The following is a 20,006-nucleotide window of genomic DNA, read 5'->3' as shown; positions in this document are numbered from 1 at the left end:
AATATATTTGGACCATGGCAGATTTAAAAACAGAATTCTCAGTAGAATTTGAAGGGGAAACAATTCCCGTTACCATTACTGAAGTTGAAAATGATGACGATTCAATATTTATGGTAGAAATACCTGAGCAGGAAAAATTTGAAATCTTTCTCTCTGAGGATGATATGTGGGTTACCAATGATGAGGTAACTGTAGATGAAGACCTTATCTTCCTCATTGGAGATAAATTTGAGAGCTTACAGCCTTAACTATCTTTATCTTTTTTTCCAACCAGCTTAAATTTGATCTTACCGTCCTCCCCGTCTGTGGCGAGGATGTGTATGACAATGCCTTTCATCCTGCGCTCTTTTAACTCTTGTTTATCGGTAATATCTTCATCTTTCTTCGGATTTCGCAGCGGCACATCCAACAGTATATTTGTCCCCTTCCCGGTAGTTGCATAAACACCTGCTAAATTCATATTCAGCAAGCTGGAATTGATCATCATTGGTTTGATCGTAACCAGCCTTCCTTTAATATCAAAATTACCGTTAAGGTTATCAAATGTAATGTTATCCAGATTCCGGAACGGGAAAGCAAACTTACCAATACTTTTCACTGCATCATAACTCACTAAAGCCCCTTTCTTAAGGTCAAAATTAACATTTCCATTCATTGATCCCGGAATAAGTTTACCCCCTCCATCCACGCTCCCTGTGACATTGGTCTTGGTAAAGAAACTGCCTTTCAGGTTTTTATAAGTTGGGCTTTCCAGACCAAAATTATCAAATGAATAGAAGAAATCCCTGATATTGACATTGGAAACTACTGTGTTTAAGGCAAAGTTATTCAAACGTCCATTTTGTTGTAATTTACCATTGAGCTTAATCGAGCCTCCACCGTGTTTTAAACTTACATTTTTTAAATTCAGCCCGTTTTCGGAAAGGAAAATATCCGCCGTTGCGTTTGTCCCTGTAAACTTGTTGTAATACACTTTATCAACCCGTAAATTAATTTCAGCACTTCCTTTTTCAAGCATAGTGTTTAACTGAGTTGCGAAACTATTGCTTTTGTTTTTCGATTTAACAGGTGTACTATTTTTTCTGGTTCCCAAAAAGGCAAGAAAATCCCCTAGATAAATAGCCGGACTGCGCATACTCCAGTTCAGCAGAATTTTCTCCGGAGAATTATAGTAAAGGTTCAGGAAATTTTTGACACTTCCATCCATGAGCACTACACTTTTGCCACTTTGCAGCCTGATGTCATGAATCAAAAGATCTGGCCCTTTAAAGTCGAGGGAAATGGAAGTGTTTTTAAAATTCACACCACGCGGCACATAACTTACATCTGCATTTTTCACGTTGATTGTTCCGGTTAACATGGGTTTATTCAACTTAAAATCTACAATATCAGCACTATAGTTAAGTTTTACATCGGCTGTTCCTTTAGTGAAATTTAAGACATCAGTGCCCAGCACAGTTCCCAATTTAGCTACGTTAAACTGAGATTTAAAAATACCTGTGGCTACTGGTTTATCCAGGTTATGAATAAAAACAGTATCAATTGTAAATGGTAGTTCTTTATAACTACCAGAAAAATGATAAAGTTTAATAGCAGAATTCTCATCTGTATAGCCTTTCCCATTGATAAAATTATTCGTATAAACGCCCGCAAAATTGCAGTCATCAACAACTCCGCCAAAACCGGTCAGTGTATTATTCTTTACGCCTGCTTTCACAAAAATCGAAGGATCTCCCCCTGCGCCCATATTGCCTTCTATAATTGCCTTGGCAGAGATTGGTTTATCCAGGTTAAACATGTCAAGTCTTGAAGTAATATTGGGAGCCAGTAAAGCAGATGCACTTTTCCATAGAATACTAGGCGCTTCTACCCGGATAGAGAATTCAACAGGATCTTTTGAGATCTTGAATTTCGCACCAAGAATGAAGGGATCTGTCCCGATGTTTAAGATATTAGGTTTGACTTCAATGATACCGGCTTTTTCATTATAAGCGATGTTCATTTTTCCTTCCAGCAGTTTATCCTTTACAAAACTCCCTCTTTTTGTGTTAAAGGCCAGGCTGCGCACTAATATTTTTAAATTAACATCAGCCTTCCAGCCCGTGGAAGGATAATCTATTTTTCCACTAAAGTCCTGTATAGCAAATAAAAACAGCTTGTTCCCTTTTCTGTTATCCAGGATAAAACGAACGGCATTCAAATCAAAACGTCTGATTTGAGCAGGTGATGAACTTTCATCTTTAATTTCAGGTTCTTTCTTTGGTTTTTCCTTAAAAACTGAGGTATTACTATAGCCATTACTATCAGTATATAAGTAGATTGAAGCGTCATTGATAGTAATCTTTTTAATCTCAATAGTACCTTTTAATAAGGCCATTGTATTGACTGAAATATCAAGGTCGCCCGCAGTCAGCAGCGAATGGTGATGAATATTCCATAAACTATCTTTAATTTCTACTTTTTTTAACGATACAGACACATTGGGAAAGCCTTTAAGAAAGGTAGGTTCAATGTTGGCAATAGTCAGGTTCCCATTGAGGTTTTTATTTAATTCTTTGGTTATAGCAACCTGCAATTCCTTTTTATTGGCGCTGACGTAGATACCAAGGCCGATAAAGATCACAATGAGTAATAAGATAAGAGAAGAAAAGAGCTGAAGAGAGCGTTTTAACCAAAGAGGCATAGAAGAATATTTGCGTAATAAACGTTTAAAATAAGGAAATTGTTTAAAGGTAGTTTTGTTCTCTTAAATTGATTATTTTTATATCAATAAATCCATACGACGATGAGCACCATAAAATCAGGCTATAAAAAAATACAAAGGTCTATTTTTACAGTAAGCTGTATAACCTTTGTTTGTTGTATTTTATCACAGAATTCAAATGCACAGTCACCTGTGATAACTAAGATAACCTTTCAAAAGGATAAGTACAACCGAATCTTTATTCCTGTAAAGATTGATAGAGATAGTATGTCTCTTTTATTCGGTACTTATGCTAAACCGTTAAGACTAACCCCCTATTTTCAAAGTACAAGATCACTTTCTCCCAGCGGAGATATGCTGACTTTAGTAGCCCCTAATGGCAGGCCACATGATCGTTTGCTTTTCTATTCTCCAAAAATCATGGTCGGAAATCTTAAATTCAGAAGCGAACAGGCTATTGTAAATTATGCTTTTCCTGATACAATTATAGCCGGAGCTACGGGAACTGAAATGGTTTACCGCTATAACTGGAAGATTAATAATGATCAGAATCAAATTTCTATTTCTAAACAGCCTTTTACACCATCAGCGGCTTTTACGACTATCAATTATAAAAATGATTCTTATCCAAAAGTTGCAGTTGAAATTGCGGGTATCAAAACTAATTTCGCATTGGATTTCGGATCGGGCGCAGGTTTTCAAATCAACTCCAGATCTGATTTAGGCCGCAAATTAATCACTGATTATAACCTTAAGCCTGTTAAAAGAATCCTGTCTGATATTCATGCCAAAAAAGTTGCGGATACCATTTACGAGGTCAATGTACCTGGCTTGCTTTTTAATGGGGTTCAATTACCGCAGCAAAAGATTCAGTTAAGCTCTGCTTTCCCGCAGAATATTGTGGGTACAGGATTTTTGGGCGATTATAATGTGATCCTTAACAATTCCAGAAAACGGAAAATCGGCAACACAGTAATTTTGGAGAAGAGACTTTCAAAGTAGCAGTCAAACTTTCAAAGCAGCAGTCAATTTCATTTTTACATAAAGAAGACAGAGAAAATCTGACTAAGTAATTCTTTTACATACATTTGTACTGTAACAATTATTATTACAGATGAATAACGCAAAGTTTGCTACTGCCTTACATATCCTTACTTTACTTGATTTGGCTCAGGGTGAGCGATTATCTTCAGAATGGATTGCGGGTAGTATTAACCTGAATCCGGCGCTGGTCCGAAAAGAAATCAGCAACCTGCGTAAACTAGGGTTTATTTCCAGCAAAGAGGGAAATGGCGGAGGTTGTACGCTTGCCCGTCCTTCAGCAGAGATTCTATTGTCAGAGCTTTATCAAGCTATACGTGTTGTTCCACTGCTGGGCCGTTCCAACACTCCAAACCCTTCCTGTATTGTTGGCCGCCTGATTAATCAGCATCTGGATGAATTGTATACAGAGGCGGAACTTTCGCTGACCAGTCAATTAGAGAAAAAAACACTGAAAGCGTTTGGTGAAAAGTTTAAACCAGTATCGTAAAATATAAAATTAAAATCGCATGAATATAGTCTTAATCGGAGCCTCAGGATTTGTAGGTTCAGCAATCTTAAAAGAAGCATTAAACAGAGGTCATGAAGTAACTGCTGTAGTTAGAAACCCTGAAAAAATCACAGTACACCATGATCATCTGAAAATTGAAAAGGCTGACGTACTGGATGTTGCCCAGGTAACTAAAGTAGTAAACGGAAACGATGCCGTAATCAGCGCCTATAATTCCGGATGGACTAACCCGGATATTTACGAAGAATTCCTAAGGGGTTCAAAGGCTATCCAGGCTGGCATTAAAGCTTCTGATGTGAAAAGATATATTGTTATTGGTGGTGCAGGAAGTTTAGAGGTTGCCACTGGTGTTCAAGCTGTTGACACACCAGATTTTCCTGCCGCTTATAAACCTGGTGCTACTGCTGCCAGAGATTACCTGAATATCATTAAAGAAGAAAAAGATTTAGACTGGACATTTTTTAGTCCTGCTTTTGAAATGGGGCCTCAAACTTCAGGTGTTCGTCAGGGAACTTATAGAATAAGTCTGGACACCCCTGTATTTGATGAAAATGGCAGAAGTATCTTATCAGTAGAAGATTTAGCTGTTGCTATTATTGATGAATTGGAAAATGCAAAACATGTAAAACAACGTTTTACAGCTGCTTATTAAGTTATCTTTTAAAAAGGGCAGTCAATTTTGCAATGCCCCCGGAATTGTCTGACTTTGATAGTATTCCGGCCTGAACACTTCCGGGGGCATTGCATTTTTAGAATGGCTGATTCTTTTTTAAGGAATCATTTAATCTACTATTTTTATCCCCAGACTATCTAAAAAAGAAATGGCAGCCGGCAATTGAAAAACAGCACCTTTAATCTTATTACCTGAAGGATCGATATGATAATTTTGTGCTGCTGTAAAATTAGCCGTCCTGAGGTCAGTACCGGAAAAGGTAGCGCCTAAAAAATCTGTCCCGGTGAAATCAGCACTACTCAGATTACAGCTCGTAAAGTCAACTTCTCTTGCTATACAGTTCGTAAGCTGTATTTTCTTAAGATTCTTTCCAAAAAAACTGGAGTAACTCAGTATAGAGTTTTTAGCATTGATGGAGAATGGATTTAAAGTATCATACCAAAGTATACCTATAGCTTTACAGTTCACCACATTTAAATTACTTATAAAAGTATCTTTAAATTTAATAAGTGAAATATCACACTCTTCAAAAGTGCAGTTATTGAAAGTACAATCTTCAAATAAACAGCCTTTTATCGTTGATTTATGAAAGGTACAACCTTCGAAATAACGGCTGACCAGGTGTTTATCTTCGTAATTTATATTTTCGAAACGCTTGTTGTGATGTGTTATCTGTTCGTCAGCAGTACTCAAAATCGCACCCCTGCCTGGAAAGTTATACCATGCGGGTTAATATCCAGGTCATTAAGCGTATTGTTAAATCCTTTGAAACCAGCCGATATATAAGGCGCAATATGTTTGTTCACTTTATAACGGACACCAAAACCACCGTACAGATATAATCCTCTTTCATTAATACGCTGGCTTGTTAACGGATCTGCTTCACTGGCACGGTCATATCTGAGAAAAGAAATACCTGCCGAAGCTTCAGCGAAAGGCTCAAACTTAGATTTGCCCGTAAAATCATAGCTTAAGTTGGCATAAATCGGAACTAGTTTCATATTATGAAGCAGCAATGCGTTATCGAAATGCAGTTTTGTTGTAGCATAACCAATTCCAATACCTGGCTTAAAACGGCTTTCAAGATTCCTGGTTACTTTGAATGAAGGTCCGTTAAAGTAGTTACCATGCGTGGAACGCAGGAACTCATAAGCAGGAGAGAAATTATATCGCGGCTCATCGTCAGCAGTTTTTGTAGCTTCCTGAGCATTCGCAGTGATTGAAAAACCGCACGCTAAAAGCAGTGCCAGGTTTAGAGTTAAAATCCTTTTCATATTCTAAGCAAATCTAATACATTTTGAAATGCAGAGAAATATAATATCCGATTAAATTATCTCTTATAGAGCGGATCTGTTTTCGCATTGTCCTGTATAATTAATTCCAACCTATTTGTTTGATGGTCAAATTTCAGGTAGTAATCAAAACCTACCCTTTTCAACGCTGCAAAGCTATAGTTTCCGTATATCAATAATCTTATCATATCGTAAGATATTGACTAAAATCAGCATAAAAACAAGCCTGAATACCGTTTCAATTATTCAAATGAAAAAGAATTGTTAAAATATTTGATGTTAAGATCAAATATTTGTTGATTTGCATAATTTTTAATGAGTCTAAATAGATTGTGTAATCGGCAATCAGAAGAATTAATCTTCCTTAAAATAAAATCAATAAATGATAACTTTTACGTCTGAAACCGTATGTCTTTCTTATAAATACGAATGACAAGATTTCGCAAAATAATAGGTCAGGTACATCTCTGGTTAGGTTTAATTACCGGACTGGTTGTACTAATCGTCAGTATAACCGGCTGTTTGTTTGTTTTCCAAAAAGAGATCTCAGATCTTATCCATAAAGAGACATTCTTTGTGAAGCCTCCTTCACAGGCGGTTACGCTTCCTTATAGCACCCTTTTAAAAAAGGCCGAACAGGCATTGGGTAAGGATCGCCCTATTAATTTCTCCACGACCTATAAAGATCAGGAGCATGCTTGGGAGTTCATGACTTATAAGGCTGGTGATCCAAAAGCATTAACTTACTTCGGATCAATTGATTATTATGAGTCTATTTTTATTAATCCTTATACTGGAGTGGTTACAGGCTTACATGATTATAAATACGACTTCTTTAATATTGTAAAATTCATTCACTGGAGCTTATTATTAAATGATACTTACGGACAAAACATTGTCGGTTATAGTACATTGATCTTCGTGTTGATGCTCATTACAGGCATGATCATGTGGTGGCCCAAAAAGTGGAGTAAAACCAATATCAATAAAAGTTTTAAGGTCAAATGGAAAGCGGGGTTCAAAAGAGTAGTTTATGATCTCCATAATGTCTCTGGATTTTACGTGATGCTGATTACGCTGGTTTTAGCCTTAACGGGTATGGTATTCGCTTTTAAATGGTTTCAGACTACAGTTTATGTGGTTGCTTCGGGATCAATAACGCCGCCTGAAATCAAGCAGGTAAAGTCAAAACCCGCTCCGATTTTATTGAATCCGATAGATATTGCATTTAATAAGGCCAAAGTTTTGTTACCTGTTGCAGACAAAATAAACGTCTCTCCTGCTGCTGGTACCGATGGTGTGATTTATATATATGGGATAAAAGGGAAGGAAACATATTATCATGCCGATGCTTTACAATTTGATCAGTATTCTGGAAAATTACTATATAGAAGAAATTATGAGGAGCAAAATGCGGGTGAAAAGCTTATCGGAATGAATTATGATATTCATGTGGGTGCAATTTTAGGATTACCCGGAAAAATTATAGCTTTTATCGCCAGCTTAGTTGCAGCGAGCTTACCGGTAACCGGGTTTATGATCTGGTTAAACAGGAAAAATAAAAAAAAGAAAAAATAGATTTGGTTTTGAATTATTGTTTTCTATCTTTGCAGCCCCGCAAGGGAGAAACGGACCGGTAGTTCAGCTGGTTAGAATGCCGCCCTGTCACGGCGGAGGTCGCGGGTTCGAGTCCCGTCCGGTCCGCAAGATGTAAATCTATAAAACATTAAAAGCCTTTAATCGTAAGATTGAAGGCTTTTAATGTTTTATAGACCCTCCGAAATATTCAATTTTTCTCATATGAATAGTGAGTAATTCCGGATCAATACCAAAAGTTGTGAAGCGCTGTTGTTTTTTTCGACTTTACGCATAGAGTTGAGTAAGCCTGAAAAGGAAGAATTCGATATTTTTGACTCCTCTGAATTGTGACCTGAATGCCTTAATTTTTGCATTGAAGGATTCTGCTGGTGCATTTGTAGATCTGCGGTCAAAGTAGTTCAATATCGTTTGATAATGAGTCTGTATAGACCTGGAAATAGTATTGAAAGCTTTAAACCCCGTTTGTCTAACTTCTCATGCCATTTGGCGAGGTTAGCCAGTTCAAAGATCTAATTCAGTGAGTCAATTCAGGCGGATATCCTACTCATTGAAAACAATGTAATCAATTGCATTACAGATAGTTAAAAATATTAACATCTTGACTGTCCTTAGCTACAACGCTAATTTTGTTTAACTCTAATCTGAAAAAGATGAAAACACATTTAGCTTGCTCTTCTATTTGAAGAAGCCAATAAATTATGTTGCTGGCACACACTTAATTTATTGGCTTCGGGCATTACGAATAGATTAAAAGGTTCATTAGGTAATTAGCTACCAGCACATTTACATACTTGCAAAAATGGGGTATTATATTGTGACATCAATATAGACAAGAACGTTATCGCTTAAATTTTCAATGTATTTACCATCAATTTGGGGAAGAACCTGAAAGCCGACCAGTAATACTTGAACTAATCAGCTTTCTATCTCCTTTTATAATGAGGTATATCGCACTAAGGTAAAGAAACATTTATCCCCATTTGAGCAGGTGATTTTAGCTCCCGGAATATCAATATGTTTACCAATCGGACATTGGAAGACCAGTTTAGTAAAAACATAACAGATTTATATTGATTTTGCGAGATAATTAATCGGCTATTCACCAAAAAAAGAACATTTACCTATACAATAACCATATTAACAAAGGTAATGTAGTTATTTACGTAAAAAATCAAATTTAACTATTATTTATAATAATACACGAACTTTATTATATATATTTATTTTATAATCTTTTTTTAAGATTATAAAGAAATAATAATTACATAATAATTAAAATATTGGTTTGCAAAAGGGGCCCATGGAAACCATGATGTCGTCTGGTAGGACTTTAAACTTTCAGTGCATGTTTCACAGCAAAATGTGAATTTTAATTTATTTTAAAATTTATTAAAATGGAAAAGAAGTTTAGATTAAATCTTCAAGAAAATGCTTGTATCCTTAAGGATTCAATTGCAGAATTGACAAATCCAACAGTTAAGTTTATTGCCGAAAATGTAATCGGCGGAAAAGGAGCCTCAGAGCTCGAGCCATGGACGCAAGCACATGGTAATGTTACGTTCTCAAAAAGTAGCCAGGAATTTTAGCATTGAAACGGGTGTCATTGTCATTTGATGGCACCTGTTTCTTTTCATGAAGACAACGAATTCTTATTGACAGACTTCCAGAAACTCATTTATTAATGACCAAAATAAGTACTTATGCAAAATCTGAAACAGGATAGATTAAAGTGCACTTCCTTGGTGGTAAAAGTTGCCAGTCGATGCAATATAAACTGCTCGTATTGTTATATGTATAACTTAGGAGATCAGACTTATAAAAATCAGCCGAAAATTATGAGTCATGAAGTAGTTAATGCCACTATAATCAAAACAAAGGAGAATTGTATAAAAAATAATATCAAAACATTTGTTTTTGCCTTTCATGGGGGAGAGCCTATGTTGGGAGGAATGGATTTTTATCGACATTTCGTTAAGCTTGCAAATGAACAATTATTACCTGAAGTTCAACCTATATACGCCATTCAAACAAATGGAATAATGTTGACTGATGAATGGTGCCGATTATTCGCGAAGTTAAATATTGAAGTTGGGATTAGTATGGATGGTCTTCCTGAAGATCATGATAAATACAGACTTGATCATCAAGGAAAAGGTACGCACAGCAAAGTCGTAAAAGGTTTAGAAGCTGCTCAAAACTGTCTAGATCTAAAGAAGAAACCTGGAATTCTATCAGTCATCAATTATGATGCTGATCCTATTAAAACATTTTTACATTTTTGTGTCTTAAATGTTCAAAGCATTGATTTTCTTTTCCCTTACAACAATTACGAGACATTATCCGACGATCTTAAAAAAACATATCTCAAAAATGAAACGCCATATGGAGATTGGTTAATTTCAGTTTTCAATACTTGGTATCAGCAAAAAGATCGTCCAGATATAAGAATGTTTTCAGGTATTATTAATGCCATATTTGGAGGTATATATCCCTCCGATTTGTTAGGTGATCACGAAAGCGAGCTACTTGTAATTGAAACTGACGGTGGAATAGAAGCCGTAGATTATTTAAAATCTTGTGGTCATGCATTTACAAAAGCAGGTGCAAATGTGCTTACGAATGATTTTGAGGAAGCCATGGATACAGATTTGGCGAAATTATATCACTTTGGGCATACTAAACTGTGTACCAAATGCTTAAGCTGTCCAGTAAAAGAAGTGTGTGGTGGTGGCAATTTAGCATCTAGATATAGCAAAGAAAGAGGGTTTAATAATGTGTCTATTTATTGCACTGATTTACTTAAACTAATAACACATATTCAATGTACAATCCTTTCAGAATTTCCTATAGATATCCTTACTAAACTTCATGTTTCTCCTATAAGTTATGAGGAAGCACTAGTTATAATTCATGATGAAGAAATAACAACAATTGCCCCCAATTATATTAGTGAACTTGAAAGCTTTTAATATTTATAAGGAATTATGGAAAATATAACTGCTGATTTGAAATGCCGGATTATAGTAATTAAAGTGGCTAGTAGGTGTAATTTAAACTGTACATATTGTTATATGTACAATCTGGGTGACGAAACCTATAAATCCCAGCCAAAATTCATGAGCGATTTGACAGTGGATGCACTCATTGAAAGAATAAAAGCACATTGTATAAAACATAACATTCCGAAATTTTCTTTTATTTTCCATGGTGGCGAGCCTCTTTTGGCGGGTATGGATTTCTTTAGGAAATTCGTAAATAAAGTAAATGAGCGTTTAGGTGATATTCTTACCCCGGTATTTGAATTACAAACCAATGCGGTGTTATTAACAGATGAATGGTGTACATTATTTGGCGAGTTAAATATACCTATCGGAATTAGCTTAGATGGAACAAAAGAGAGTAATGACCTATACCGCATTGATAAGACTGGAAAAGGATCATACGATAGAATTATAAAAGGGCTAAAAATCGCACAGCATTCGAAAGCTTTAAAAACCAAACCCGGATTGCTATCAGTAATAAATATACATTCTGACCCGATCGAAACTTATCAGCATTTTAAAAATTTAGATGCCGAAGCTATAGATTTCCTTTTTCCAGAAGCAACCTATGATTTCCCTCCCACTCAACCTAGGCATTTTGAAAGTCTTTCTCAGGAAACTCCATATGGAGATTGGCTTATAAAAATCTTTGATGCTTGGTATGCCGAAAAAGAACAGAAACTAATGATTCGTATCTTTCATTATTTGATTAGATCAATAATTGGCGGTGATTATTCCGCAGACAATTTTGGAATTTTCAATAATGAAGTATTAGTAATTGAAACTGACGGAGGCATTGAAGCGGTAGATGTTTTGAAAATATGTGGAAATGGATTTACAAAAGCTGGTGCCAATGTCATTAAAGATACTTTTGACAGCGCATTGCAAACAGACTTAGCAAGAGTATATCATCTGAGCCATAGCTATTTGGCGAAGGAATGTTTAGCTTGTCCTGTAAAAGAAATTTGCGGTGGTGGTTATATTCCACATAGGTATAGTAAGTCTAAAGGCTTTAATAATCCTTCAGTCTATTGTAATGATTTATTAAAGTTAATTACCCATATACAAAATAAAATCTTGGCTGATCTACCTTTAAAACTTTTAGAATCTTCATCGATAGCTCCAATGAGCTTCAGTGAGGCCAAAATGTTAAGACTAGAAAAATTGAATTCAATAGGGTATTCCGAATACGAAAAGGATTTGGAAAGTTTTTAAAAAAATGAAGTTTCAACCCACTTAATCAAGACATCTTGTTTCTAAAATTTCCACATATAAAACAGCTAGATAGTAACGACTGCGGACCAACTTGCTTAAGAATTATTGCAAAACGATATAAAAAATCCGTTTCCAGCAATACAATTAATAATCATACCAATAGTAGACAAGGAACAAATCTTGAGGACCTAAAAGAACAAGCAAAGAAATTAGGCTTTAATGCTACTTATGACCTAATAAGTCTTGATCAGGTAAAGCAGAGATTAAAGGGACCAGCAATAATATTTTGGAATCAGAACCACTATGTAGTCATTTATAAAATTACCAGAACAAAAGTCCACATATCTGATCCGGCAAGCGGCTTATTATCGCTCACCTATGAGGAATTTTTAAACTCTTGGGCACAACAAACAACAAATAATATTCCTCAAGGAATAATTATGTTTCTAGAATCAACTCTAGATATCAATAAATTGCCAAAATTTAAAGTAGAATACCATTTCAACTTTAAATTTATCTACAAATATTTAAAAGAATATAAATCCCAGCTACTTCAGGTTGCTTATTCCTTATTACTTGCATCAATAATTCAATTAATTATACCATTTTTAACCCAAATAATTGTAGATTTTGGGATTGTAGGGAAAAACCAAAGTGTAATCTACATTATTGCTGCTGCGCAGCTTGCATTACTAATCAGCTCTACTTCAGTAGAATTCGTAAGATCCTGGGCGCTTATTCATGTAAGCAGTATGATAAATATAAAGATTATATCAGATTTTTTAAAAAAGCTAATGCAATTACCGATTAGTTTTTTTGACTCAAAAACCACAGGTGACTTGATACAAAGAATTAAAGATCATAAACGGGTAGAAGAATTTATAACTGAACATTTACTGAAAAGCATATTTGCAATATTTAGTATCGTTATATTTTTATCAATTTTATACATATACAACTTCTGGGTTTTCCTGATCATATTTATTGGTTCTACAATTGAAATAGGTTGTGTGTTTTTTTTCATAAATAAAAGGAAAATTCATGAGGAACATAATTTTTTCTTGACTGCCAAAGATTCAGAAAAACTTTTTGAACTAATGACAAGTATGCAAGAAATTAAGCTTAATAATATTGAAGATAACAAACGTCTTGAATGGGAAAAACTTCAGACTGAAATTTTCAATATGAATATTAAGAAGCTAAAAATCACACATCTTGAACAAGGATTCTCGAGATTTTTTAATTATTCTCAACAATCTCTGGTTATTTTCTATACAGCTATTTCAGTATTCCATAATCAAATGACTCTGGGCACGATGGTTACCATAATTTTCATCTTAGGTCAACTAAACACACCAATAACACAACTTATAAATTTTGTTATTTCTGCAAACTATGCTAAAATAAGCTTAACTCGACTTGTTGAAATACATCGTCTGGAAAATGAAGTTAAGAGTAGTAATCTTATACTCTTAAATGAGGAGCAGTCAAGAAAGACAATTCTGTTGGATAATGTTTCTTTTAGTTATTCTAACAGAAAAAATTCTAATGTTTTAAATAACATTTCCCTAGAAATACCACAGGGAAAAACTACTGCAATTGTTGGAACAAGTGGAAGTGGGAAAACTACTTTGCTGAAAATTTTACTAAGGATTTATGATAATTATACAGGAGAAATTAAAGTAGGTGATAAGAATTTAGATTATTATGATATTTCCTCTTGGAGGAGCACATGCGGAGCAGTATTACAAGATAGTTATATATTTTCAGATACCATTAAAAATAATATCGTTCTCGGCGATCAATATGACCCTCTAAGATTAGATACAGCATGTATCCTGGCCAATATTTATGAATACGTTAATTCCCAGCCTTTAAAATACGAAACTAAATTAGGCCGCACAGGCATTGGATTAAGTCAGGGTCAAAAACAACGAATTCTTATCGCTAGAATTTTCTACAAGAATCCCTCTTACCTATTTTTGGATGAGGCTACTAACTCCCTGGACGCACAAAACGAATTGGAAATAGTAAAAAACCTGGAGACTTATTTTAAAAACAAAACGGTGATCATTGTTGCACATAGACTAAGCACAGTCAAAAATGCTGATAAAATCGTTGTTTTAGATAAGGGAAGAATCAGCGAAATCGGAAATCATGATAGTTTAATCTTAGAGAAGGGAAAGTATTATAAATTAATTAAAAACCAACTAGAATTAGGGACATAACCATATGGATAATCATCAACACATACATAATTCCAACAATAAACCCAATGGACTAATTTGGAAAAGTAACATTATTTTATTCATTATTACAATAATCATTATTGTATTCTTATTTCAGATTAAAGTTAAGCGTAGCATTAAATATGAAATTAAAATCTTAAGTAGAGATACCCAGTTCTTAAAAGAGCAACAAACTTCATATACCACTTGCAAAATTGTTAACTCGAAGAAAGAAGCAAATGACCTTTTAAGAAGAAACATGAGCGTCCTTATATATGATGATTCCATTAAACAGAAATACTTTCATAATGGAAGAATTGAGCAGATTGATCCGGATGGCATAGTAAAGATAGTCCTTCTCGCACGTGATTTAGATCTTCAAGAAGCTAGTGAAAAGCAAGTTAAAACTTCTGCGATCATTGCCGAGATGCATCAGTCTTTATTTTCTTTAATCATACATCGAAACTAAAATTCAATTATCGCATTTTCAAAATTAAGATATGTTTAATATAAGAAAAAACAAGAATGCAGAAGATTGTAATTTGAAAGAATTTGAAGCAATTAGTAATGGAATTAAAATCCAATTTTATATACATAATTTAAATCTAGGTATTAAAAAAGGGCTATTACTTTATATTCAGGGGTCTGGTCCTATCCCGTTATGGGCGGTTTCAAAAAACAGTAGTGCGCTGACCTTTAATCTTCATACTTATCCGGCTGTACAGGAACAATACTATTTTGTAATCATATCGAAGCCGGGTTTATCCTTTCATGAAATTGAAAATATTAGTTTATATCATGAGCTATTGTCTCTACAATTTAGAGTATTTCAGGCAGAATCAGTATTAAATTGGCTTACGGAGCAAGAGTTTATTGATCGTAAAAGAGTTCTAATAGTAGGACATTCAGAAGGGGCCGATGTTGCAGCAAAGCTCACATCTACTAATAAAGGGATTACACATTTAGCATACCTTGCAAGTGGTGGAATTAGTCAATATTTTGATTACATACTGAGTATTAGAAAACAGCAAATACAAGGGCATATATGCGAAGAGAAAGCAAATACTGATCTGGATTCTATTTTAAAAAACATACAAGAAATAACTAAAAATCCAACTTCTACTCAAGATTTCTGGCTAGGTCATACTTATTTAAGATGGTCATCCTTTTCCACTCCCCCCATTGGCAGTTTATTACAAATTGATGTTCCTATTTTTGTTGGAATTGGTTCGAAGGATCAAATTGTTCATCTAGAATCAGCAGATTACATAATAACAGAATTTTCAAGAATAGGTAAAAAAAATTTAACTTATAAAATTTATAAAAATTCAGATCATGGCTTTTCGGACATAAGCAATACCAAATCTACATCTCTTAAACACAGATTGTTAGACGATATTTTAGAATGGACAAAAAATTAACCATTTAATATTTGTAATCATGATCAATTCAATATCACAAATAGTATTACTCGAATTAAAGGATGCATTTAGTTTTGACTCTCATAGAAGTCCCAAAATCCAAGATGCAATTCTGATTAATTATTATGAATTATTGCAAAATAAGCTGGATATTTTCTTAAATAAACTTAAAAATGTCGATACTAGCAAGCACAATATTTTAAATCAGAAATATAATTCACGTACTAGTGACGAAAAGAAAATATTTTTAAAGCTACCTGAAATCGCACACCGCATAATTAGCTATAATTCATCAAACCTATTGAACATTGCAATTTTTTTTTTAAAAGCTATTGACGCAGAAATTGCACGAATGACTAATTCTTATGAGCAAGATAATTATGAACATTTATGGACAGCGGGGGGTAGTTTTTACATTAAATATGATCATTCAAAATTGAATTTTAGCGTATTTGAAACGTTTCATATATTAGATAATATACCTGTTGATTTTCTAAGTCCATATAATTTGAAAATCACGAACAATGATTTAAATGAAAGCCCTGATAGCTTAATAAATATATATGAATTGAATGAGATAGAAGGTCTGTGTGATAAATTAGAATATGCAGTAAATCCAATTCATGATTTGTCCAATATTATCAATCAATTACGCAATTTCATTAGTGTAGTCGTTATAAATAGAATCACAATAAATGGTAACCCTACATCCTTTTATTCTGGGTCCGATGCACTATATCCATGTAGAGTAATTATTTCTAATATTGCAAAAGCTAAGCCAGAGGCAATTATAGAATCTTTAATACATGAGTCGATCCACTCTGCCTTATATATGACTGACCTTTGTAATCCATGGTTACCAGATTCGAATAAAAGAAAAGAATTTAATTATAATGTTCAATCCCCTTGGACGGGAAACAAAATATCATTAGCCAATATAATAGAAGCTGTGTTTGTCTGGTATGGCGTTTATAAGTTTTGGAGAATGGCAGAAAAGGAAAACTTGTATGATCCTGAAATTAGAAAAAAACGATTGATTTTTCTAAAAAATGGCTTTAGCTCCTTAAATATAAAAGACATTTTCCATAAATATGATTTCAATAATGAAAATAGTTTAGTTACGGTCATCTCCTTATTAAGGACAGATGTCCTTAGTAAGGAGATGACCTGATTATAACAACTATATTATGCTATAATTACATTTCTTCGGGTTAGTGCTAATAAACCTAAGTTTAAAAATTAACCAATTAAATAATATTCTATGTTTAGAATCCTTATCCTAATTATCTTTCTTATTCCTATAAAAGAAGCATGTGCGCAGGTAAACAGTATCCAGGGTTTAATTAAAAATGAAGACAATCAAATTCTGGATTTTGCAACCGTTACTCTGGATATACAGGGAATGCATAAAGTAGACAAAATTGCCAATAATGGTGTTTTTACTTTTACAGTTATTGATAAACAAAAATTTAATTTATCAGTTCGACTAATTGGATATAAAACATTTGCAAAAGAGTATGTTTTTACAAAAGACAAATTGTTAATCGTTCTAGAAAAAGACAAGCAAATGCAACTTCACGAAGTTACTATTGTTGGAAAAAAGCCTCTTATTGAACGGAAAATTGACCGCATAATATATAATGTTGAAAATAGTATCATTGCCAATGGTTCTACTGTTTGGGATGCATTAAATAAAGCACCTGGAGTACAGACTAAATTTGATGGAAATGTCACATCAAATGGCAAGAGTGTTTTGATCTATATTGATGATAGACCTATAAGATTGTCTGGTGACGATTTGAGTAACTACCTTAAGAGTTTGCCATCTGATAATATTAAAAAAATTGAAATAATAAGTAACCCAACCTCACGCTACGATGCCCAGGGTGGTGCCATAATCAATATTATATCAAAAAAACAGACATATAATGGATTAAATACAAATGTTAACATTGGGTATGTACAATCTGTTCACAGTAGCTATAATACAGGATTAAACTTCAATTATCGCCAAAACAGGTTAAACATATATGGCCTTTATTCATATTCCAGCACCTATAAAGCACATGAGGAATCCGAATATATACTATTCAAATCCTCGAATAACAATTCTTATTGGGATAATATTAAACTCGGAGATCGAAAGCGGAAATCAAACAATTACAATCTAGGCGTTGATTACAACTTAACTAAAAATCAGGTAATAGGATTATTGATTAACGGGTCTGATGGAACTAATGTTCGTGGTGACAATGTTGAAACTAATATTTATTCAAATCAAAAAACGGTACTTGACTCACTTTTGAACACTAATAATCAAACCAGCTCAAAGATAAAACAAATTGATTATAACATAAATTACAAGGCAAAATTAGATACTTCAGGCCAGACATTAAATATTGATTTTAATTATTCACCATATTCAAATAGTGGCGACCAACGTGTCAACAACAATTCCTATTTACCTAATGGTGACCCGGCATCGAATCCGTATAAAATAAATACAGTTTCTAAACAAAATATTAAAATTTTTACTGGGAAAGTAGACTATACATATGTTTTTAATAAGAGTTACAATCTGGAATCCGGATTAAAGTATAGTAATATCATCACAAATAATCACTTCACATTTTTCAATTATCTAAATAATGGGCTTGTTATTGATAAAAGTAAAAGTGATGAATTTGAGTATAGCGAGAGTACAATGGCAGCATATATAAGCTTAAACGCTTCTTTGGGCAAGTTAAATATTCTGGCAGGAATAAGAACAGAATATACCGAAACAAAAGGAAATTCGATAGCTATGAATTCTATAGAAAAAAATAATTATTTCAAACCATTTCCAACACTCTTTTTAACATATTCCATCAAAAAAGATCATTCTTTGAATGCTTATTATGGATACAGAATTGAAAGGCCAGGGTATTCTAGGCTTAATCCCTTTAAATACTATAGTAGCCCATATACCTTTATCGAAGGTAATCCCAAACTCACGCCGGCCTTTATTCATAATTTTGAACTGGGGTACACATTTAAGCAACGTTATAATATGAGCTTATTTTATCGCCGAACTAATGATTATTTTAGTAACATAACTGTTCAGGATAATATAAATAAGATATTTTACGACACTCAGCGTAACCTAGACAAGAGTATTGAAATGGGATTCCATCTTTCCGCACCGTTGAATCCTACGGATTGGTGGGAGGTTAATAATTTTATACAAGGGAGTTATAAAAAGGAAAATTCAGCTTATCTGGAAAGTATATACAACTACACTAAATTCATTCTATATGTAAATACAAATCACGCCTTTATCGTCTCAAAAAAACGAGGTTTAAAAGCTGAATTAAGTGCATGGTACTCGTCTCCGGGTATTCAAGGAATATTTAAGTTAGATAGGACCTCAGATATTAGTTTAGGGCTCCGAAAAACTTTATTCGATGGTCAAGGCTCATTACGTTTAGCTGTTAGTGATATATTCTATAAAAATGCATATCGAATTAATGTTGACTATGGGAATCAAGATAACGGTTTCTATGAAAAAAATGATACGAGAAGTGTATCATTTAGTTTTTCATATAAAATAGGCAACAAGAAACTATTAGAGTCTAGAAGAAGAAAAACATCAAATGATGATGAGAAAAATAGAACTAGCAACTAGAACAAATTATTTTTCTCTGTGTTAGCTATCAATCCTGAACCTAAAACGTGATGAGTTGTAGCTATGAACCTCATGCGCAGTATGGATATCAAGATTTTCAAGGATTAAAATGGAGTTGCTACGAACTATGTTAAAAAACAAGCTTTAATTTCACTTTTGACAAAGTTTAGAGGTATATCCATCTATATACACTGTCTCAGCCTTACAGATTGCAAAAGCTTGGCGAACCAATTTGTTTGCTACTGCAATAAGTGCAATTTTTGATGGTTTTCCATTAGCTTTTAGGCGCTCATAGGTTTCTTTACATGCCGTATTATACTTAATCGCTGACCAGGATGCTAGATAAAGAATTGCTCGTAAATCTGAATTGCCATTTCTGTTAATTGCTCCTTTTATTTTTATAGATGAGCCAGACTGTTGATAGGTTGGACATATCCCAATGTACCTTGATAATTGTTTCGAATTTTCAAATTGTGCAAATGCACCTGTTGAAATGATTAATGACTTTACACTAGTAAAACTAGGTTGGAGTTGCTATATTTGAGTAGACACAGAGTTAAGAGGATTTACATATCTTAACAGAATATTATGTCACGAGAGAGAAAAGCATACCCGAA

At 33.8% G+C, this 20,006-nt stretch carries 18 protein-coding genes and 1 tRNA gene; 14 read left to right on the top strand and 5 right to left on the bottom strand.

Going from position 1 to position 20,006, the window contains the following annotated elements; all coding sequences use genetic code 11:
* Nucleotides 1-14 precede the first annotated feature (14 nt).
* Entirely contained in the window at nucleotides 15-248 is a 234-nt protein-coding gene (locus LY11_RS17470; protein WP_111634937.1) for a hypothetical protein, read from the top strand.
* On the opposite strand, the gene LY11_RS17465 is transcribed toward LY11_RS17470, so the two are convergent.
* Entirely contained in the window at nucleotides 245-2,683 is a 2,439-nt protein-coding gene (locus LY11_RS17465; protein ID WP_111634936.1) for an AsmA family protein, read from the bottom strand. The genes LY11_RS17470 and LY11_RS17465 overlap by 4 nt on opposite strands.
* A gap of 288 nt (nucleotides 2,684-2,971) precedes the next feature.
* Here LY11_RS17465 and LY11_RS17460 point away from each other — a divergent pair, with 288 nt between their 5' ends.
* The 3 genes from LY11_RS17460 (at nucleotide 2,972) to LY11_RS17450 (ending at nucleotide 4,908) form a co-directional block, all read left to right on the top strand.
* Entirely contained in the window at nucleotides 2,972-3,706 is a 735-nt protein-coding gene (locus LY11_RS17460; protein ID WP_111634935.1) for a hypothetical protein, read from the top strand.
* Nucleotides 3,707-3,818: 112 nt separating this feature from the next.
* Nucleotides 3,819-4,235 (top strand): RrF2 family transcriptional regulator, encoded by a 417-nt coding sequence (locus tag LY11_RS17455; RefSeq protein WP_111634934.1) that lies wholly within the window; start codon nucleotides 3,819-3,821, stop codon nucleotides 4,233-4,235.
* A gap of 19 nt (nucleotides 4,236-4,254) precedes the next feature.
* Nucleotides 4,255-4,908, top strand: a complete 654-nt coding sequence (locus LY11_RS17450) for an NAD(P)-dependent oxidoreductase (RefSeq protein ID WP_111634933.1) — start codon at nucleotides 4,255-4,257, stop codon at nucleotides 4,906-4,908.
* Between the two features lie 129 nt (nucleotides 4,909-5,037).
* Here LY11_RS17450 and LY11_RS17445 read toward each other — a convergent pair whose 3' ends face one another.
* Nucleotides 5,038-5,622, bottom strand: coding sequence for a pentapeptide repeat-containing protein (locus LY11_RS17445; protein ID WP_111634932.1), 585 nt, complete (start codon nucleotides 5,620-5,622; stop codon nucleotides 5,038-5,040).
* Nucleotides 5,619-6,203, bottom strand: a complete 585-nt coding sequence (locus tag LY11_RS17440) for a porin family protein (protein WP_111634931.1) — start codon at nucleotides 6,201-6,203, stop codon at nucleotides 5,619-5,621. The genes LY11_RS17445 and LY11_RS17440 overlap by 4 nt, the downstream gene beginning before the upstream one ends.
* 447 nt (nucleotides 6,204-6,650) lie before the next feature.
* On the opposite strand from LY11_RS17440, the gene LY11_RS17435 reads away from it, so the two are divergent.
* Both LY11_RS17435 and LY11_RS17430 read left to right on the top strand, forming a co-directional pair.
* Nucleotides 6,651-7,799 carry a PepSY-associated TM helix domain-containing protein gene (locus LY11_RS17435; RefSeq protein ID WP_111634930.1) on the top strand — a complete coding sequence of 383 codons (1,149 nt, stop codon included), beginning with the start codon at nucleotides 6,651-6,653 and terminating at the stop codon, nucleotides 7,797-7,799.
* Nucleotides 7,800-7,851: 52 nt separating this feature from the next.
* A tRNA-Asp gene (locus LY11_RS17430) sits at nucleotides 7,852-7,925 on the top strand.
* 159 nt (nucleotides 7,926-8,084) lie between these two features.
* Here the strand turns inward: LY11_RS17430 and LY11_RS17425 are convergent.
* Entirely contained in the window at nucleotides 8,085-8,246 is a 162-nt protein-coding gene (locus LY11_RS17425; RefSeq protein ID WP_245952822.1) for a transposase, read from the bottom strand.
* Between the two features lie 968 nt (nucleotides 8,247-9,214).
* On the opposite strand from LY11_RS17425, the gene LY11_RS17420 reads away from it, so the two are divergent.
* From LY11_RS17420 to LY11_RS17385, 8 genes are all read left to right on the top strand, one after another.
* Entirely contained in the window at nucleotides 9,215-9,406 is a 192-nt protein-coding gene (locus LY11_RS17420) for a hypothetical protein (RefSeq protein WP_111634928.1), read from the top strand.
* A gap of 114 nt (nucleotides 9,407-9,520) precedes the next feature.
* Complete coding sequence (locus tag LY11_RS17415; RefSeq protein ID WP_111634927.1) at nucleotides 9,521-10,789, top strand: radical SAM protein; 1,269 nt, start codon at nucleotides 9,521-9,523, stop codon at nucleotides 10,787-10,789.
* A gap of 15 nt (nucleotides 10,790-10,804) precedes the next feature.
* A complete protein-coding gene (locus LY11_RS17410; RefSeq protein ID WP_111634926.1) occupies nucleotides 10,805-12,076 on the top strand; it encodes a radical SAM protein in 1,272 nt (423 codons plus the stop codon).
* 35 nt (nucleotides 12,077-12,111) lie between these two features.
* Nucleotides 12,112-14,304 (top strand): peptidase domain-containing ABC transporter, encoded by a 2,193-nt coding sequence (locus LY11_RS17405; protein ID WP_111634925.1) that lies wholly within the window; start codon nucleotides 12,112-12,114, stop codon nucleotides 14,302-14,304.
* A 4-nt stretch (nucleotides 14,305-14,308) separates the two neighbouring features.
* Nucleotides 14,309-14,773: a hypothetical protein gene (locus LY11_RS17400; protein ID WP_111634924.1), complete on the top strand. Its 465-nt coding sequence runs from the start codon at nucleotides 14,309-14,311 to the stop codon at nucleotides 14,771-14,773.
* Nucleotides 14,774-14,804: 31 nt separating this feature from the next.
* On the top strand, nucleotides 14,805-15,725 hold the full coding sequence (locus LY11_RS17395; protein ID WP_111634923.1) for an alpha/beta hydrolase family protein: 921 nt from the start codon (nucleotides 14,805-14,807) through the stop codon (nucleotides 15,723-15,725).
* A gap of 19 nt (nucleotides 15,726-15,744) precedes the next feature.
* Nucleotides 15,745-16,896: a hypothetical protein gene (locus LY11_RS17390; protein WP_111634922.1), complete on the top strand. Its 1,152-nt coding sequence runs from the start codon at nucleotides 15,745-15,747 to the stop codon at nucleotides 16,894-16,896.
* A gap of 90 nt (nucleotides 16,897-16,986) precedes the next feature.
* On the top strand, nucleotides 16,987-19,389 hold the full coding sequence (locus tag LY11_RS17385; protein ID WP_111634921.1) for a TonB-dependent receptor: 2,403 nt from the start codon (nucleotides 16,987-16,989) through the stop codon (nucleotides 19,387-19,389).
* Between the two features lie 150 nt (nucleotides 19,390-19,539).
* Here the strand turns inward: LY11_RS17385 and LY11_RS27310 are convergent, their stop codons facing one another.
* Nucleotides 19,540-19,884 (bottom strand): transposase, encoded by a 345-nt coding sequence (locus LY11_RS27310; RefSeq protein ID WP_394340916.1) that lies wholly within the window; start codon nucleotides 19,882-19,884, stop codon nucleotides 19,540-19,542.
* Nucleotides 19,885-20,006: the final 122 nt, after the last annotated feature.

It is taken from the genome of Pedobacter cryoconitis (assembly GCF_003259615.1).
Lineage (GTDB): Bacteria > Bacteroidota > Bacteroidia > Sphingobacteriales > Sphingobacteriaceae > Pedobacter > Pedobacter cryoconitis.
The sequence above is the reverse complement of the archived record's forward strand: the minus strand, read 5'-3'. Positions and strand labels throughout refer to the sequence as shown.

Bases quoted from the DNA above. Each gene is read 5' to 3' on its own strand.
- LY11_RS17470 (WP_111634937.1), top strand. From the start codon at position 15: ATGGCAGATTTAAAAACAGAATTCTCAGTAGAATTTGAAGGGGAAACA.
- LY11_RS17465 (WP_111634936.1), bottom strand. From the start codon at position 2,683: ATGCCTCTTTGGTTAAAACGCTCTCTTCAGCTCTTTTCTTCTCTTATC.
- LY11_RS17460 (WP_111634935.1), top strand. From the start codon at position 2,972: ATGTCTCTTTTATTCGGTACTTATGCTAAACCGTTAAGACTAACCCCC.
- LY11_RS17455 (WP_111634934.1), top strand. From the start codon at position 3,819: ATGAATAACGCAAAGTTTGCTACTGCCTTACATATCCTTACTTTACTT.
- LY11_RS17450 (WP_111634933.1), top strand. From the start codon at position 4,255: ATGAATATAGTCTTAATCGGAGCCTCAGGATTTGTAGGTTCAGCAATC.
- LY11_RS17440 (WP_111634931.1), bottom strand. From the start codon at position 6,203: ATGAAAAGGATTTTAACTCTAAACCTGGCACTGCTTTTAGCGTGCGGT.
- LY11_RS17435 (WP_111634930.1), top strand. From the start codon at position 6,651: ATGACAAGATTTCGCAAAATAATAGGTCAGGTACATCTCTGGTTAGGT.
- LY11_RS17420 (WP_111634928.1), top strand. From the start codon at position 9,215: ATGGAAAAGAAGTTTAGATTAAATCTTCAAGAAAATGCTTGTATCCTT.
- LY11_RS17415 (WP_111634927.1), top strand. From the start codon at position 9,521: ATGCAAAATCTGAAACAGGATAGATTAAAGTGCACTTCCTTGGTGGTA.
- LY11_RS17410 (WP_111634926.1), top strand. From the start codon at position 10,805: ATGGAAAATATAACTGCTGATTTGAAATGCCGGATTATAGTAATTAAA.
- LY11_RS17400 (WP_111634924.1), top strand. From the start codon at position 14,309: ATGGATAATCATCAACACATACATAATTCCAACAATAAACCCAATGGA.
- LY11_RS17395 (WP_111634923.1), top strand. From the start codon at position 14,805: ATGTTTAATATAAGAAAAAACAAGAATGCAGAAGATTGTAATTTGAAA.
- LY11_RS17390 (WP_111634922.1), top strand. From the start codon at position 15,745: ATGATCAATTCAATATCACAAATAGTATTACTCGAATTAAAGGATGCA.
- LY11_RS17385 (WP_111634921.1), top strand. From the start codon at position 16,987: ATGTTTAGAATCCTTATCCTAATTATCTTTCTTATTCCTATAAAAGAA.